Below are 16,723 nucleotides of genomic sequence, written 5' to 3' on the forward strand. Positions count from 1 at the left end.
ACAATACATACTTGGAAGACTGAATGTTTTCAATTTATATAGAGGGAGTGTAAATCGTTAATGAAAAAAGATTGGCTGAAAATTATATTAATGGGAATGCTAGTAACGTTTATTGTTACATGCGTTAACACGAGTTTAGAAACAAAGGTACAGGCTGCGAGTATTCCATATCCAATGCCAATTAAACAAATCTTTCCAGATTCAGGTCTAGCGAATGAAGTGAAAAGAAGTTTGGGTAAGGAAAGTGTGGCAAGTTTGGTCTCCCAAGAGGAGCTAGATGAAGTGCAAAAACTCAATGGAGATAATAGTAACATTCATTCCCTTGAAGGAATGCAATATTTTACTAATATAAAAGAACTGTTTCTATCTAATAATCAAATAAGTGATCTTAGTCCGTTAAAGGGCTTAACTAAGCTAGAAGAATTGAGCTTGAATAGAAATAAACTGAAAAAGTTAACTGGAGTTCCAAGTACTTGTTTAGAACGCTTATTTGTAGACGATAACGAACTCAAAGATACTGATTCGCTTGTTCATTTGGAGAATTTAGAAATCTTATCTATTCGTAAAAATAAACTAAGAAGCGTTGGGGCGCTTTGCTTTTTACCTAAACTAGAGGTACTGGATTTGCATGCTAATGAACTAAGAAATGTATCTGAGGCAAGGAGATTAAAGAAGATAACCTGGATAGATTTAACTGGTCAAAAATGTGTAAATAAACCAGTAAAATACCAGCGAGAATTGTTCATTACAAATACTGTCAAAGAGCCAGATGGAACTTTAATTGCTCCAAATTTTATCAGTAATAATGGAATATATGTAGATGGTTGTATTATATGGGATTTACCTGTTTATACGAGTGAAGTAAGCTATACGTTTAGTGAACTTATCAGTGTTGGGGAAACAGAGGCTATATTTGATGGAACAGTTGTACAGCCTTTATTTTACAAGATGTTTGGAAGTTGAGATAGGGGGCGAAAAGAACGGAAATGTAGCTATATCGACTCTTAATGAAAGTTGTTTAATCTACATTGAAAACCGTTTAGGCGGTTCTTGTTTGTATAGGTTTAAAAAGTCAAAACGGTCTAAATAGCAAAAAGTAAAAGCCAAATGATTTTGCTCACTTGGCTTTTACTTTAATATGTGTAAATACGTTCCAAAATGTAAGACCCTTCACTTTTTTCATTCTTCTCTGTAACCCTATATCACCTTGTATAGAGTTTTTCTATTTTTTTCTATTTGCATCTAATGGTTTATTTCCTAAATTAAACCATTTTTATACCCACCAATGGCCGAAAAGAAAGGCTACTGTATTTGTGAAATACCTAATCATCGCATTCAACCCCTAACTGATTTTATTATATTACCAATAGGTTATCATGTTATACTAAAGAAAAAGTTAAATTGGGTATTAAATTACTCATAAATAGAAAAGAGGTGTTTGCAATATGAATGAAACTATAGGTGATACAGTTAAATACATTAGAAAAGCCAAAAATATTAATCAAAAAAATGTCTGTCTAAATAATATATCTAGAAGCACACTTGTAAAAATTGAAGGGAACAAAACAAATCCAACAATACAGACTTTTGAGCATATATTAAAACAATTAGGTGTAGGATATGATGAATTTTTATTTGTACTTAATAATTTTCAACTTAGCGAAAGGCAAAAATTATTAGAGAAATTCAATAATATCAACACTAGCATCCGCCTTAAACAATGGTTAGCGCTAGAGCAGGAAATGAAACATTATCTCCTCACAGAGCCAGATCCAATTATTCAAGAATATTTACTTATAGTAAAAGCTTTAATAACGATTGAAAATGAAGATGATTATGTAAAAGCAGCACAATTTGTATCACCAATTTGGGAACGCATATCCAAAAATGATGTCTGGTTTATGGATGATATACAGCTTTTAACATGCATATTCTTTATGTTTGATAGTCAAGTCGCATTAACAATTAGTCAGCGTCTAATTAAACAAACGGAGAAGTATCAACATGTAGCTAATATTAAACGTATTCGAACTAATACACTAATGAATATCAGTACCTTACTTTTAAATCAACAAGATTATATCAATGCCTTGGACTATATAAATCTAACTATTCAGAATGCGAAAGAAAATGAATATTACACATTGTGGCTTTTCAGCAAAGGAACAAAAGGTATTTTACTATGTCTACTCAATAAACATTCTGAAGGCCTCCCTCTGATTAAAGAATCTATTAAACTGCTAAATGGTTTAGAACAAACGGATATTGCAGATGCGTTAAAAAAAGATGTAAAAAACTATATAAATATGTAGTGCATCCTAAAGGTTAGATTGAGAAACCTAACTTTGGGATATTTTTTAATGGGCTAAATAGAATAATGGAATCAATTGGAAAGCAGTAGAAACTCATCCAAACGGCAAAAACTTTTATAAAGAGTTTATCAAACACTTTGTCGGTATCAGAGAATGGATGACCGTATAAAAAACCGACCAGATTTTTATGGTCGGTTTTAAGCCGAATTTTTAGACTATCATATTACTATTTACTAACCTTTTTCTTCACTCCAGCCAAAGAATCAGCAATTTTCAAAGGAATTCTTACGGCTTTTCTATTCAAAGTACCCTTATAATATTTGATTTGTGTATTCATTTTTTTATTTTCGTCTATACGTACTTGTAATTTCTGCTCAGTTTGGGTGAGCAAATTTTCTAACTGGTTATTTTGTTCTTGTTGTCGAACGAATTTTTGCTTAAATTCTGCCTTCTCCATAGAAAATGACTTTTTCAGCTGATTTAACTGATCACTAACCCGATTAACATGATATCTGAGTTTGAAGTCTTGCCGTTCCTCCAATAAATTTGCAGAAACATGTATCCGTTCTAACATAGCACTCGAGTCTAGCAACGTAATTGGTTTCGCGCTCGGTGGAAAGTCAATCGATTGAACCAATTCATCTATTGGTGCGGATGTTCTCTTTCTATTTTCTTTATAAATGTGGTCAAGCCCATTGGTATCTAAAAAATCAATGTAATTATCAAAATTTCGTGCTTGTACCTTTTCCGCAGATTTTAAATCAACCTTACTCAAAAGTTCAGCTACATTAGTAGTTTTTTCTAATTCTTTTATAGTGATGTGAGTTAGCGCATGGTGGGAAGCTAGTTCGCGCATTCTGGCATCTTGTACAAAAGAAATATTGGGAGTTCCAACAACTGTAGGAATAACGTTACCATGTAAACGAGAGCCGATACTGAAATCAATATTTTTCATAAAATCATACCAACTAGGCATACTCGTAAAATATTTCACTCGTCCTTCTTGATAGTATTTATGTTTAATAGAGGTAGGGTAACCTAGAGTCTCGCTAGAAATATCAGGGCCGCCAGCGAGCATTAAATGAAATTCATCCAAATGTTGTGGGATAAATTGGTAATTTTTATATGTTTCAATCATATTATTTAAAAATTGTAATGCAACTTCCGAGGATGTAGGAGAAGCATTGATGGCTATAGTTGATTGTTCTGTTAAATGAACATCACGAATTTTCAGTTCACGTCCAAATGTATAAAGAGATGGACAGCCAATTACTCGATAATCAACAGCTTCATTAAATCCGAGTTTCTTTAAATAATCAGCGGTAATTTGCCCGCGGACGCCAATTTGGGACGACTTTTCCAGTACCGCTTTGACGAAATTAGTAACATCTTCATCAAAAGCAAATCCTTCATCTAATTCTGGTTCATAGTTAGCACGCAAACCAACACCAGTAATGATAACTGGTATTTTTAAACGACGGATTAGTTCGGTGTAATTTCTAAGTGCTGGACGAAAGTCATCTCGAAAAGCATCAGCTAGCGGAATAACGTATAAATCATAATTTTGATTAATTTTTTCAGCTAAATTTGGATTGGAGGATAAGCCATCTGCATGTATTTCCGCATCATCAGTCCACAAAGTGCGATAAATACTGTATTGATAGGCAAGGTTCCCGTTATTGAATCCAGTGCGATCTTTTAAATAAATGTCTTCAGCCGTATAAACATTGGTTGGACGCATGCCAGACCTAATAAGTATTCTTTTCATTAAAAATGCCACATCCTTACGATTTTGTAATATTCATCGTTATTTTTAAACTCTGTACTTTCCATTAAGGAAGTATCTAAGATGTAAAGGCAATGATAGTTCGCATTTCGATTTAACAAGTAATAATTTTTACGAATTCTTACATTTTTGTAAGGTTTTCATAGTGGAAGTATAACAAATTGGGACCTTTTAGGGAAATTTTTTCTCAGATACACTACTTTTTCAGACCAAAAATTCTGTATCAACTACCGATACACTAACTATATTGCTGAACATCAAAAATGTTTTTATTATTGATATAATGCCCTTTTAAGAACAAAACACTAAAATTGGCACAAAACTTGCTTCATATAAAGCGGGTAGCAAAATAAATGAATTATATTAGGAGGGAAAAAGATGGTAGGAATTATCCTCGCAACTCACGGTGAATTCGCTGAAGGCATTCTGCAGTCCGGAACAATGATTTTCGGAGAGCAAGAAAATGTTAAAGCAATCACTTTGATGCCAAGCGAAGGTCCTGAAGATATCAAAGCTAAAATGGAAGCAGCAATTGCATCCTTTGATAGCCAAGATGAAGTTTTATTCTTAGTGGATCTTTGGGGAGGCACACCATTCAACCAAGCAAACGGCCTTTATGAATTACATAAAGATAAGTGGGCAATCGTAGCAGGGCTTAATTTGCCAATGTTGATCGAAGCTTTCTCATCACGTTTTACAATGGAATCTGCGCATGAAATCGCAGCTAACATTCTTGCACCAGCTAAAGAAGGCGTTCGCGTTAAACCGGAAGAACTACAACCTCAAGAAGCAGTTGCAGCACAACCAGAAGCAGAAATTGCTACAGTAGGTGACGGTAAAATCGAATTTGTTTTAGCACGTGTTGATTCTCGTTTACTGCATGGTCAAGTAGCCACTGCATGGACAAAAGCGACACATCCAACAAGAATCATCGTCGTTTCAGATGCTGTTGCTAAAGATGAACTTCGTAAAAAATTAATCGAACAAGCAGCACCACCAGGAGTAAAAGCCAATGTCATCCCAGTCAGCAAAATGATTGAGATTGCAAAAGACCCACGTTTCGGCAATACAAAAGCACTTTTATTATTCGAAAATCCTCAAGATGTTTTACGCGCAATTGATGGTGGCGTAGAAATCACTCAAGTAAACGTTGGATCAATGGCTCACTCAGTAGGTAAAGTGGTTGTTAGCAAAGTACTTTCCATGGGACAAGACGATGTCAAAGCCTTTGAAGAGTTAAAAGCAAAAGGGGTTAAATTCGATGTTCGTAAAGTTCCAAATGATTCAAGTGCGAACATGGAAGAAATTCTTAAAAAAGCAAAACATGAATTAAAGACACAATAAAAAATTAAAAATAGGAGGTTTATTATGTCTGTCATATCAATAATTTTAGTAGTACTTATTGCATTTTTAGCAGGTATTGAAGGTATTTTAGATGAATTTCAATTCCATCAGCCACTAATCGCATGTACATTAATTGGACTCGTAACAGGTAACTTAACAGCATGTATCATCCTTGGCGGAACACTGCAAATGATCGCACTTGGATGGGCAAACATTGGAGCAGCCGTAGCACCAGATGCCGCGCTTGCCTCAGTAGCTTCAGCAATTATATTAGTATTAGGTGGACAAGGAGTAGCAGGTATTCCTTCCGCGATCGCTATCGCAATTCCACTAGCAGTAGCAGGACTTTTCTTAACAATGATCGTTCGTACATTAGCAGTTCCAATCGTTCACTTGATGGACCGGGCAGCTGAAAAGGGGAATATACGCAGCGTAGAGTGGTTACATATTTCAGCAATTTGTATGCAAGGGATTCGTATCGCGATTCCAGCAGCAGCACTTTTATTCATTCCAGCAGACAGCGTTCAAAATTTCCTAGAAGCAATGCCAGCTTGGTTAACAGATGGTATGGCAATTGGTGGAGGAATGGTAGTAGCAGTTGGTTATGCACTTGTTATCAACATGATGGCTACAAAAGAAGTATGGCCATTCTTCGTAATTGGTTTCGTAGTAGCAGCGATTTCGGAGCTAACACTTATCGCAATTGGTGCTCTAGGTGTTGCGTTAGCACTTATTTATCTAAACCTATCTAAAATGGGTGGCGGTAATTCAAACGGTGGCGGAGGCGGAAACTCGAGAGATCCGCTCGGCGACATATTAAACGATTATTAATCAAAAAAGGAGGAGAAGAGAATGGCAGAAAAAATCGAATTAACAAAAAGAGATCGCTTACGTGTAGCATGGCGCTCTACGTTCATCCAAGGCTCTTGGAACTATGAACGTATGCAAAATGGTGGCTGGGCTTTCTCCATGATTCCCGCTATTAAAAAATTATATAAATCAAAAGAAGACCGTTCAGCTGCGTTAAAACGTCATTTAGAATTCTTTAATACACATCCTTACATTGCATCGCCAATTCTTGGTGTAACACTTGCGCTAGAAGAAGAACGTGCAAATGGAGCAGAAGTGGATGACGTAGCAATTCAAGGGGTTAAAGTTGGTATGATGGGACCTCTAGCTGGTGTTGGTGACCCAGTATTCTGGTTTACAATTCGTCCGATGTTAGGAGCATTAGGTGCTTCTCTTGCCTTGAGTGGAAACATTCTTGGACCAATTTTATTCTTCGTTGCTTGGAACGTAATTCGTTGGGGCTTCATGTGGTATACCCAAGAATTTGGTTACAAAGCTGGTTCGAAAATTACTGATGACCTTTCTGGTGGCTTACTACAAGATATTACAAAAGGGGCCTCAATACTCGGGATGTTCGTGCTCGCCGCCTTGGTACAAAGGTGGGTAAATATCCAGTTTGCACCGATAATCTCGAAAGTAAAACTGGATGACGGAGCATATATTGATTGGAGTCATCTTCCACAAGGTGCGCAAGGCATTAAAACGGCTTTAGAACAACAACAAGCCGGTTTAGCTCTTTCTGAAATTAAAGTAACAACCTTGCAAAATAACTTAGATAACTTAATCCCAGGACTTGCAGCAGTAGCTCTTACATTCCTGTGTATGTGGTTACTTAAGAAAAAAATCAGCCCAATTATTATCATCTTAGGACTATTCGTAGTTGGTATAGTTGGCCATGTAATCGGGCTTCTGTAAAAATAAAGTTGATTCAAAAGAGGCTGGCGGTGCAATCACTGGCCTCTTTTGATTTTAAGTGTATGACACGAGTATACGAATGCGGTATAATAAACAAAACAAGCGAAAAGAAATGGAGCGAATATAGTTGGTTCAATCGATTAATACAAAGGTAGATTTAACAATAGATGCCACCGCTTATACAGGGCTCACAGATTATGGGAAAATTATGATTGGCGATAAAGGTTTTGAATTTTTCAACTCGCGTGATGTGCGGAAGTTTGTCCAAATCCCGTGGGAAGAAGTCGACCAAGTTATCGTTTCAGTTATGTTGAAAGGCAAGTGGATTCCGCGCTATGCTATTAAAACTAAGCGCAACGGAACATACACATTTGCTTCTAAAAAACCTAAAGATGTCTTGCGCGCGATAAGAGTATATGTCGACCCAGCTAACATGGTGAGTTCGCTAAGTTTCTTGGATGTTATGAAGCGCTCGTTTAAGTCGATATTTAGCAAGAAGAAAAACAAACAAGCTAAATAATTTATACTAAAAGCTTTAGTGGGCAGTTTTCTGTCTATTAAAGCTTTTTTTTGAACAAATATCGTATTTTGTTACAATAGGTAGTGAAAGTGAAAGTGAAAGTGAAAGTGAATTGGAGGAGGAGTGCCAAATGAAGAAACCGAGAATTTACACAATGTCATTCGCAAGCGTATACCCCCTGTACATACAAAAAGCTGAGAAGAAGGGACGAACCAAAGAAGAAGTCGACGAAATTATTTTTTGGCTAACAGGATATGATGAGGCTTTGTTACAGCAAGCCATTGATCAAAAAATCGATTTTGAAACTTTCTTTGAACAAGCGCCAAAAATGAATCCGAATGCTACATTAATTACAGGTGTCATATGTGGTTACCGAGTGGAAGATATTGAAGAGAAGCTAATGCAACAAATTCGCTATTTAGACAAACTAATTGATGAACTAGCTAAAGGTAAAAAGATGGAGAAGATTCTTAGAAAATAAAGTAAAAGCGTCACCACATTTCAACGGAAATGTGGTGACGCTTTTTGTAACGTTCAATACTCGATTAGCTTGCTCCGATATTCAGCTGGAGTTAATCCATACTTTTCATGGAATTTTTTGTAGAACTGAGTGATGTTAGACATTCCAACTAGATTCGCGATTTCCGAAATTGGTTGCTCGGAAAATTCCAGATACTGGGTAGCATTTTTTAGGCGTTGATCTGTTTGAATTTCTTTAAAAGTCTTTCCAAAAGTACGTTTGATTAGTTGAGATAAATACTTGGGATGATAATTATAAAGTTGAGCAGTTTTTTCCAACGTGCACACCTCAGAATGCTTTTCAATGTATTCAATAATCTCGAACAGATTATCAGCGCCGGTTGAGCTGATATGGACGATTTGCTTGTTTTCGTTGGATTGATAGTTACGAATGAGTTGAATAAATATCAACGAAAACAGTGCTTCAATCGAGTATCGACTAAACGAATCATTTTTAAAATATTCATTGATGAGTTGACTAAAGTAGTTTTCAATAGTTTCATCACTATTTCTAAAAATCAAATAGCCATCATGATGATTATTCTGCGTAATTGCTGCAAACAAAAAATTAGTTAATACACTAGCTTCTCCTAGCCCCATAATAAATTCCCGCGAAAAAAAGTCATTACTCAAACTAATATTGAGCACAATATCATTTTCGGTTAATTTTTCTTTTGCCCGAATTACATTACGATCAACAATACAAATATCTCCTTTGGTGAGTAAGGTTTTCTTATCATTAACAGTGTAGTGACAAGTACCTGAATAAACATAGTTAATATTGATATTGCTATGAATGTGTTTTGGGACAGAAGTGAAGCGTGAGTCTCGGCGAATTTCAATAATATTTTTTTTCAAATTTGGGAGTTCGAATTTGTAAACTTTTTCCTCATCAATTAGCACTTGAGGTAATTGTTGGTAAACTGGACTGTGAAATTCAGGGTTAGCTAAATACTTTTCTTCAGGTTTCGTTAAATCAAAAATCTTGGCTAAATAATCATTATTCACAAAATCACCTTACCTTTTGTTAGTCACTAACTAGAAAAGAATTATTGAAAACGTTTTATAAAAATATATACTTGTATTATAGCTAGCAAGAAATATTTGCGCAAGTATTGGTCTAATAAATCATTGAGGAGGACTTAGGATGGATACAAAAGATTTAAGCAAACGAATCCTAGTTAATGTCGGTGGAAGTCAAAATGTGAATAATGCTACTCATTGCGCTACCCGTTTGAGAATTACTGTGAAAGATGAAGCGCAAATTAACAAAGATAAAATTGATGGTTTAGATGGTGTACTCGGAAGTGTTAATAGTGGAGGGCAATTTCAAATCATTATTGGACAAAATGTTGGCCATGTTTATGAGGCTTTTTCCGCTGAGCTAGAAGGTACTAGTGATAAAGTGGAGAAAAAAGAAGTGATAGAAGCAAGTGAGGATAAGAAAAAATCTGTCTTTTCAAACATATTAGATACAATCACAGGTATTTTTACACCACTATTACCTGCGATTACAGCTGCAGCGATGATAAAAACGCTTTTAGTGCTGTTAGATCTATTTCATTTAATTGATCCTACCGGAGGAACGTATAAAGTTTTAACATTTGCTGGAGATACCGCTTTTTATTTTATGCCCGTTTTGGTAGCGTTCTCAGCTTCTTTAAAATTCAAGTTAAATCCGTATTTAGGGGCTTTAATGGGTCTCATATTAATTCACCCAAGTTTTGTAACAATAGTAGCAGATAAAAACCCAATAAACTTATTCGGTTTTTTACCAGTAACATTAGCTAATTATAGTTCGACGGTTATTCCAGTTATGCTAATTATCTGGATTGCCTCCTATGTCGATCGCTATGCTGATAAATTTTGTCCAGAAGCAGTGAAATTCTTTATTCGTCCGTTAGTGACTTTCTTCGTGATGATTCCACTAGCTTTAGTGGTGATTGGACCATTGGGGTACTTGGTTGGTATAGGGTTAGAAAACGTAATTGATGCAATCCAAGCGCATGCTATTTGGGTGTTACCTCTAATATTTGGAGCGTTATCACCAATATTTATAATGACTGGAATGCACTATGCGATAACTATTCCACTTGTATTACAATCTATTTCTTCTAATGGTTTTGATATGCTAGGAATTGGCTTTTTAGTAGCAAATATTGCACAAGGAGGTGCCGCTTTTGCTGTTGGACGCTATGCCAAAACGACACAAGTTAAAAGTTTAGCTTACTCATCTGGCTTTACGGCACTTCTTGGCATAACTGAACCAGCACTATATGGAGTTAATTTAAAGTATAAAAAACCATTTTTAGCGGTAATGATTGCTGGAGGAATTAGTGGACTGCTAGCTGGAATATTAAGTGTCAAACGAATGACATTTGCGCCAACTGGATTAACAACTTTACCAATTTTTATAGACCCAGCTAATCCTTGGAATTTGATTTTTGCAATCTTGGCTTCGGTGTTAAGTTTTATTCTAGCGTTTATTTTAACTACGGCATTTATTTATAAGGATAATCATTTACAAAAAGAACTAGGGGGAAAATGAAATGAATAAACAATTTCCAGATAATTTTTTATGGGGAGGAGCAATTTCTTCGGCACAAGCAGAAGGAGGCTACCTAGAAGACGGGAAAGGGATAGATACGCAGTCAATGCGCTATTTTAATCCAGAATGGGACCGAAAGAAACGAGACGAAAATCGTAATATTAATATGACTTCTGAACGTTTTCAAGCAGCTTTAGAAACACAAGACGAAGTGACTTACCCATTTCGTCATGGGATTGATTTTTACCATCGGTATAAGGAAGATTTAGCGCTTTTAGAGGAAATGGGTATGCGGGTGTTTCGGACATCCATCGATTGGTCGCGAATTTATCCGAATGGGGATGATGAAGCGCCGAATGAAGCAGGTATTCAATTTTATATTGACCTATTTACAACATGCCGTGCTAAAGGAATGAAAGTATTTGCGACTATGCTGCATTATGGAATGCCAATTAATTTGGTTACTAAATATGGTGGTTGGAAAAATCGTAAAACTATTTTCTTTTTTGAAAAATATGCTCGTACTTTATATGAGAGACTTGGAGATTTAGTTGATTACTGGTTGCCTTTTAATGAAATCAACTGTAATAGATTCAATCCTTATAATGGATGTGCGGTTATCAAAGACCAAGAGGAGAACTATAATCAAACTATTTTCCAAGCAGGGCATCATCAATTTCTAGCCAATGCGCTTGCAGTTAAGGCGGGTTTTGAATTGTTGGAACAGCCGATGATTGGTGGTATGATTGCTCGATTTACTACTTATCCAGCAACTTGTAAACCAGAAGATGTAATGCAGGCAATTTTAGATGAAAATTATAAAAACTATTTTTACACAGATGTACTAGCTCGAGGGAAATATCCTAGTTACACAAACCGCATGTTGGAAGAACTTAACGTACAATTAGAAATGGAAGAGGGAGATTTAGAACTACTACAAGAAAATACAGTTAATTTCATGTCATTTTCTTATTATATGTCTATGATAGCAAGTGTAGACCCTGATTATGAAATCACAAGCGGAAATTTACTTAGTGGAATGAAGAATCCATATTTAGAAACTAGTGATTGGGGCTGGCAAATTGACCCAATTGGTTTACGAGTTTCACTAAATGAAATGTATGACCGTTATCAACTACCAATTTTTATCGCGGAGAATGGTTTAGGTGCGTATGATACAGTAGGAGAAGATGGTAGTATTCATGACGATTATCGCATCGACTATTTAGCAAAACATGTGGAACAGATGGCAGAAGCAATTCATGATGGAGTCGACCTAATCGGCTACACAATGTGGGGCATTATTGATATTGTAAGTTGTGGAACTATTGAGATGTCAAAACGATATGGTGTCATTTATGTTGATTTAGATGATGCAGGAAAAGGAAGCTATGAACGTAAGAAAAAAGACTCTTTTGTATGGTATAAAAAAGTGATTGAAACTAACGGACTTATGTTAAATTAAAAAGCCAGCAGTAATCGATTTTAGTCATCGGTTGCTGCTGTTTTTTCTAGTAAGAACGCACCAACCTGTTCTACAAGTTTTTCATTAACAGAATAAATATGTGTCGTACCTTCCTTTCGTAAGTTAATTAATTTGGCTTCTTTTAGTAGTTTAATATGGTGTGATAGTGTGGATTTGGAAACATTGTAAGTTGTACCAGAAAAACGCTTTTCCTTATTTTTGAGTAGGCATAGGAAAATATCAAGTCGGATTGGATCGCTAAGTGCTTGGAATATTAATAATAATTCGGGTTTGGATAATTCATTTTTCGTTTTCATACAAACTATCATATCATAACTTGCATTTTAATTGCGCGGAACATGCATCTATGATATATTATTATAGTTCGAAAAAAATCGAACTATAAAATACGAAAGAAGTTGTTGGGAAATGTTGCATATCGAAGCGCAAATTACGATAAAAAAAGAACAAACCGAAACTTTTTTACAAGCAGTTAAAGAAGTTATTGCTGCTACAAGAACCGAAGTAGGGAATCATGGCTATGAGTTAGTGCAATCTACTGAAGACGAAACAGTGTATTACATGCTAGAGAAGTGGGAAGATATGGACGCGATTACAAAACATAATGAAAGCGATCATTTCAAAAATTTCCAGAAACTAGCTGCTAATTTTGTTGCAAAACCCCTTGAAGTCACAGTCTTAACACCAATCACACGCTAAGGAGGAAAAAATAACATGACTTATTTAAATAATGATTTTGAAGATTTAATGAAAAACCGTCGCTCGATTCGCGAATACGATGAAACGTTGAAAATTAGCCAAGAAGAAATGCAAGCAATACTTACAGATGCGGTGACAGCACCTTCATCTGTGAACATGCAACCGTGGCGTTTTGTAGTAGTTGAAAGTGATGCAGGTAAAGAAAAACTGAAACCCTTGATACGTTTTAATACACTACAAAATGATACTTCTTCGGCAATGATTTTGATTTTTGGAGATCTACAAAACTTCGAAAATGGCGAAAAAATTTATGGCGGTGCAGTGGAACGTGGTTTAATGCCAGCTGATATAAAAGAACAACAAATGGCAAAACTAAGCCAATATTTTAAAACAATTCCGCGCTCTGAATTAGAACGTGTTGTATTGATTGATGGTGGAATTGTCGCAATGCAACTAATGCTTGTCGCTCGTGCTTATGGCTATGATACGAATCCAATTGGTGGATTTGAACGCACAGAGGTTGCTAAGGCTTTTGGTATGAATCCAGAACGTTACGAGCCAGTGATGATTGTATCAATCGGTAAAGCTAAAACAGATGGTTATGACTCTTATCGTTTACCAATTGGCGATGTTACGACATTTGCTTAAAATGAATAGAAATGAAGCAAGGGGACATAATATCTCCTTGTTTTTTTATGTTTCCTCGTTATATAATTAAATTAGAATATTACATAAACGAAGGAGGCCAAGCAAAAATGACTATTAAAATTACTCGTAAGGCTGGAACTTTCGGTGGTATTTCACCAACAAAAATTAAAATAGAAAATGAAGGAAATGTGGAATTGAATGATGGGGAATCCTATTTCTTTATGCCGAAAAAAGAGAAAACAAAAGTGAAAGTAAATCGGTGGTTTTCGGGAAGTCAAGAAGTGGAAATAGATAATAATAATGAGGCATTGATAAAAGTTAATGCTAAAGCGGTAGTTCTACAATATGCAATGTTTCCATTTTTTTAGTGGGTCTTTTGATGACGAGTATTGTCTTAATGGGAATCAGTTTGGCGCTTTGTATTGCTTCCCTTTTTTACTCTAGAAAAAACTGGTTCAAAATTGTGAAAGTAGAAAATTAATAATGGTAGTATTGGCGGATTGCTAATACTATCTTTTTTGTATCTGTGTAACTAATTTTTATACTTGTGTAAATTAAAAATAGCGCTAAACTCTATTATGTTAGCGCTTTCTTTTGGCATGATTATTGCATGTTATACAGATGCTCAGAATGAGTCTTTTACGAGGAGGGTGGACAAAGAGAAGGACTGTTCTGGCAACCACACAAAAGGGGTACAGAGACGAACTTAGAACTACCGAAATGAGGTTTATAAATCAAAAATCGGGGTGAAGAGATGAATAAAAAGACGAAGAAGCTTTTTAGTATTGCATCTGTAGTGTTGTTGGTTTTATCATTAGTGGTTGTATCAATTGGTGTAGCGCAGCCAAAACGGGTCAAAGCGGTTGAAAATGTGCCGCAGTATCGAAATGTTATGTATTATGGAGATTGGTCGATTTGGGGAGGAGAAGGGAATTTTTATCCGAAAGACATTCCGGCAGAGCAATTAACACATTTGAATTTTGCTTTTCTGGATTTTGATAGTAATGGGGATTTAGTTTTTACGGATAAAGATGCTGCTGTTGGGGCACCTGTTGGACAAGAGGGAGTTCAGTGGGGTGGTGCGAATGCAGGGATTTTGAACGCAATCCAAGATTTGCGGGCACAAAATCCGAATTTGAAAATTGGCGTTTCTGTTGGAGGCTGGTCTAAATCGGGGGATTTCTCGACCGTCGCGGCAGACCCAACCAAACGAGCTAATTTTGTCAAAAATGTAATGAAATTTGTGAAGTATACCAATATGGACTTTGTTGATTTGGACTGGGAATATCCTGCATCGGTGCGGGCTGCTGACCTTGTTGATAATAAAAACGACGAAGGCACTCCAAATGCAAAACCTGCGGACAAACAAAACTTTATTACGCTTTTACAAGATTTAAGAACAGCTTTGGACAAACAAGGTGTCGACATTAATAAGAAATATGAATTGTCGGTTGCTTTGCCAGCTGCAAAACCCACTTTAGAAAATGGGATTGATGTAGCGAATCTCTTTAAAGTGGTCGATTTTGCAAATGTGATGACGTATGACTTAAATGGTGCATGGACTCCAAACAGTGCGCATCACACAGCGCTTTATGGCAATCCGAAAGATCCTAATTATGATAGCGGATTTTCGGTCGACCAAACGATAAAATACTTAAAAGACAAGGGAGCGGTCTCGGAAAAAATAGTTGTTGGGGCAGCATTTTATACTCGGGGCTGGAATAAAGTAGCGGCTGGAGATGATACTGCCTTACCAGGACTTTTCCAAGCAGCAGAAAAAAATAATAAAGATGCGGATGGCTCACTAACTTACGGGGCGAATAATGAGAATCCAATCAAAACTGGCGACGGGGGTCGTGCAGGCGGAGTTTATGCCTATAGAAGCATTGACGCTTTGAAAGCAAAAACACCAACTTTGAAAGAATACTGGGATGATACGGCTAAAGCGCCATATCTGTATAGTAAGGAAACTGGGGAGTTTTACACATATGACAATACGCGTTCGATTGGCTATAAGGCTCAGTATGTGAAGGATAATAACCTTGGTGGCATGATTTCTTGGATGCAGTCACAAGATAAAGCAACAACTTCAACCAAGCGAGATGAACTTACTAAGGCGATTAAAACAGGCTTATTCGGCACAACCGCTATTCCACAAAATACGATAAAATATGCGGATTTGAATGTGGTAGCAACTGTAAAACCTTATAGCGAAAATGGGGTTGGATATGAAATCACTATTACAAATAACGAAAAAGCGGATGAAACAAATGAGGTATTGAAATCAACTGAACTAGCCTTTGAAACAGTAAAATTACCGAAGTTTTATATTCCAGTGAAAGCAGGCGAAACGCTCACTGCTGGGGATTATAAAGCAGGAACCGTTACTACTTCTGGCGGGAATACAGTGGTTGATTTAGCTTCCGTTTATGACGCGCAACAAATTCCACAAGGCGCATCTTATACTTTCCGCTTAAAATCAAGTGCAGCGACAGTAGATGTAAATAATATTTCCAAAATTGATTTAACCCAAAGAATGGTAAAATCAAGTGTCGAATTTAGCAAACAAACTATTTATGGTGGCGGAAGTGTCGTACCAGATCCAACTGACACTGAAGCACCGACTGTTCCAAAAACGGTTGTATCATCAAGTGTAACTGACAAATCAGCTACATTGAATTGGACTGCTTCAACGGATAATAAAGCAGTTGCGGGATACAAAATTTATCGAAATGGAACGGAAGTAGGTTCTGTATCAGGAACTACTTTTACGGATAGTGGCTTAACTGCCAAAACAGCCTACACTTTCACAGTGAAAGCCTACGATGCGGGGGGGAACTTTTCTGCGGCAAGTACTGCATTAACAGTTACAACGCTAGATGCATCAGCACCGCCTGCAACCCCAGCTTGGGATACCGCAAAAACCTACAATAAGGGCGACCGGGTTTCTTATAAAGGAAAAACATATGAAGCACAGTGGTGGACACAAGGCAACGAACCCGGAGCAGAACAATGGGGACCATGGCTTTTGATTAGTTAATTGGGAAAATAATAAAAGAGTTACAAATCACTGTATAAGTGTTTGTAGCTCTTTTTT

General features: G+C 36.4%; 15 protein-coding genes and 1 pseudogene. 13 read left to right on the forward strand and 3 right to left on the reverse strand.

The window, feature by feature from the left end; genetic code table 11:
* The first annotated feature begins 60 nt into the window (after window positions 1-60).
* Together JL53_RS00895 and JL53_RS00900 are read left to right on the forward strand one after the other, a co-directional pair.
* On the forward strand, window positions 61-963 hold the full coding sequence (locus tag JL53_RS00895; protein ID WP_038406451.1) for an Ig-like domain-containing protein: 903 nt from the start codon (window positions 61-63) through the stop codon (window positions 961-963).
* Between the two features lie 482 nt (window positions 964-1,445).
* Complete coding sequence (locus JL53_RS00900; protein ID WP_003718173.1) at window positions 1,446-2,312, forward strand: helix-turn-helix domain-containing protein; 867 nt, start codon at window positions 1,446-1,448, stop codon at window positions 2,310-2,312.
* Window positions 2,313-2,538: 226 nt separating this feature from the next.
* Here the strand turns inward: JL53_RS00900 and JL53_RS00905 are convergent, their stop codons facing one another.
* Window positions 2,539-4,080, reverse strand: a complete 1,542-nt coding sequence (locus JL53_RS00905) for a polysaccharide pyruvyl transferase family protein (protein ID WP_038406453.1) — start codon at window positions 4,078-4,080, stop codon at window positions 2,539-2,541.
* A gap of 396 nt (window positions 4,081-4,476) precedes the next feature.
* Here JL53_RS00905 and JL53_RS00910 point away from each other — a divergent pair, with 396 nt between their 5' ends.
* The 5 genes from JL53_RS00910 to JL53_RS00930 all read left to right on the forward strand — a co-directional run bounded on the left by JL53_RS00910 (window position 4,477) and on the right by JL53_RS00930 (window position 8,207).
* Entirely contained in the window at window positions 4,477-5,442 is a 966-nt protein-coding gene (locus JL53_RS00910; protein ID WP_038406455.1) for a mannose/fructose/sorbose PTS transporter subunit IIA, read from the forward strand.
* Between the two features lie 24 nt (window positions 5,443-5,466).
* Window positions 5,467-6,273, forward strand: coding sequence for a PTS mannose/fructose/sorbose transporter subunit IIC (locus tag JL53_RS00915; protein WP_038406457.1), 807 nt, complete (start codon window positions 5,467-5,469; stop codon window positions 6,271-6,273).
* Between the two features lie 21 nt (window positions 6,274-6,294).
* Window positions 6,295-7,206 carry a PTS system mannose/fructose/sorbose family transporter subunit IID gene (locus tag JL53_RS00920; RefSeq protein WP_038406458.1) on the forward strand — a complete coding sequence of 304 codons (912 nt, stop codon included), beginning with the start codon at window positions 6,295-6,297 and terminating at the stop codon, window positions 7,204-7,206.
* A 127-nt stretch (window positions 7,207-7,333) separates the two neighbouring features.
* Window positions 7,334-7,726: a DUF956 family protein gene (locus tag JL53_RS00925; RefSeq protein WP_038406460.1), complete on the forward strand. Its 393-nt coding sequence runs from the start codon at window positions 7,334-7,336 to the stop codon at window positions 7,724-7,726.
* A 130-nt stretch (window positions 7,727-7,856) separates the two neighbouring features.
* Window positions 7,857-8,207, forward strand: a complete 351-nt coding sequence (locus tag JL53_RS00930) for a DUF2200 domain-containing protein (RefSeq protein ID WP_038406461.1) — start codon at window positions 7,857-7,859, stop codon at window positions 8,205-8,207.
* 53 nt (window positions 8,208-8,260) lie between these two features.
* Here JL53_RS00930 and JL53_RS00935 read toward each other — a convergent pair whose 3' ends face one another.
* Window positions 8,261-9,253, reverse strand: coding sequence for an AraC family transcriptional regulator (locus JL53_RS00935; RefSeq protein ID WP_038406462.1), 993 nt, complete (start codon window positions 9,251-9,253; stop codon window positions 8,261-8,263).
* A 139-nt stretch (window positions 9,254-9,392) separates the two neighbouring features.
* On the opposite strand from JL53_RS00935, the gene JL53_RS00940 reads away from it, so the two are divergent.
* A complete protein-coding gene (locus tag JL53_RS00940) occupies window positions 9,393-10,793 on the forward strand; it encodes a PTS transporter subunit EIIC (RefSeq protein WP_038406464.1) in 1,401 nt (466 codons plus the stop codon).
* 1 nt (window position 10,794) lies between these two features.
* Window positions 10,795-12,258: a glycoside hydrolase family 1 protein gene (locus JL53_RS00945; protein ID WP_038406466.1), complete on the forward strand. Its 1,464-nt coding sequence runs from the start codon at window positions 10,795-10,797 to the stop codon at window positions 12,256-12,258.
* A gap of 20 nt (window positions 12,259-12,278) precedes the next feature.
* On the opposite strand, the gene JL53_RS00950 is transcribed toward JL53_RS00945, so the two are convergent.
* Window positions 12,279-12,575, reverse strand: a complete 297-nt coding sequence (locus JL53_RS00950; RefSeq protein ID WP_003718185.1) for an ArsR/SmtB family transcription factor — start codon at window positions 12,573-12,575, stop codon at window positions 12,279-12,281.
* 112 nt (window positions 12,576-12,687) lie between these two features.
* Here JL53_RS00950 and JL53_RS00955 point away from each other — a divergent pair, with 112 nt between their 5' ends.
* The 4 genes and pseudogenes from JL53_RS00955 (at window position 12,688) to chiB (ending at window position 16,666) form a co-directional block, all read left to right on the forward strand.
* Entirely contained in the window at window positions 12,688-12,978 is a 291-nt protein-coding gene (locus tag JL53_RS00955) for a putative quinol monooxygenase (protein WP_003718186.1), read from the forward strand.
* A gap of 15 nt (window positions 12,979-12,993) precedes the next feature.
* Entirely contained in the window at window positions 12,994-13,626 is a 633-nt protein-coding gene (locus JL53_RS00960) for a nitroreductase family protein (protein ID WP_003718187.1), read from the forward strand.
* 107 nt (window positions 13,627-13,733) lie between these two features.
* A pseudogene (locus tag JL53_RS00965) lies at window positions 13,734-14,107 on the forward strand (hypothetical protein).
* Between the two features lie 273 nt (window positions 14,108-14,380).
* Window positions 14,381-16,666 carry a chitinase ChiB gene (chiB, locus tag JL53_RS00970; RefSeq protein WP_038406467.1) on the forward strand — a complete coding sequence of 762 codons (2,286 nt, stop codon included), beginning with the start codon at window positions 14,381-14,383 and terminating at the stop codon, window positions 16,664-16,666.
* Window positions 16,667-16,723: the final 57 nt, after the last annotated feature.

The organism is Listeria ivanovii subsp. londoniensis, from assembly GCF_000763495.1.
Lineage (GTDB): Bacteria > Bacillota > Bacilli > Lactobacillales > Listeriaceae > Listeria > Listeria londoniensis.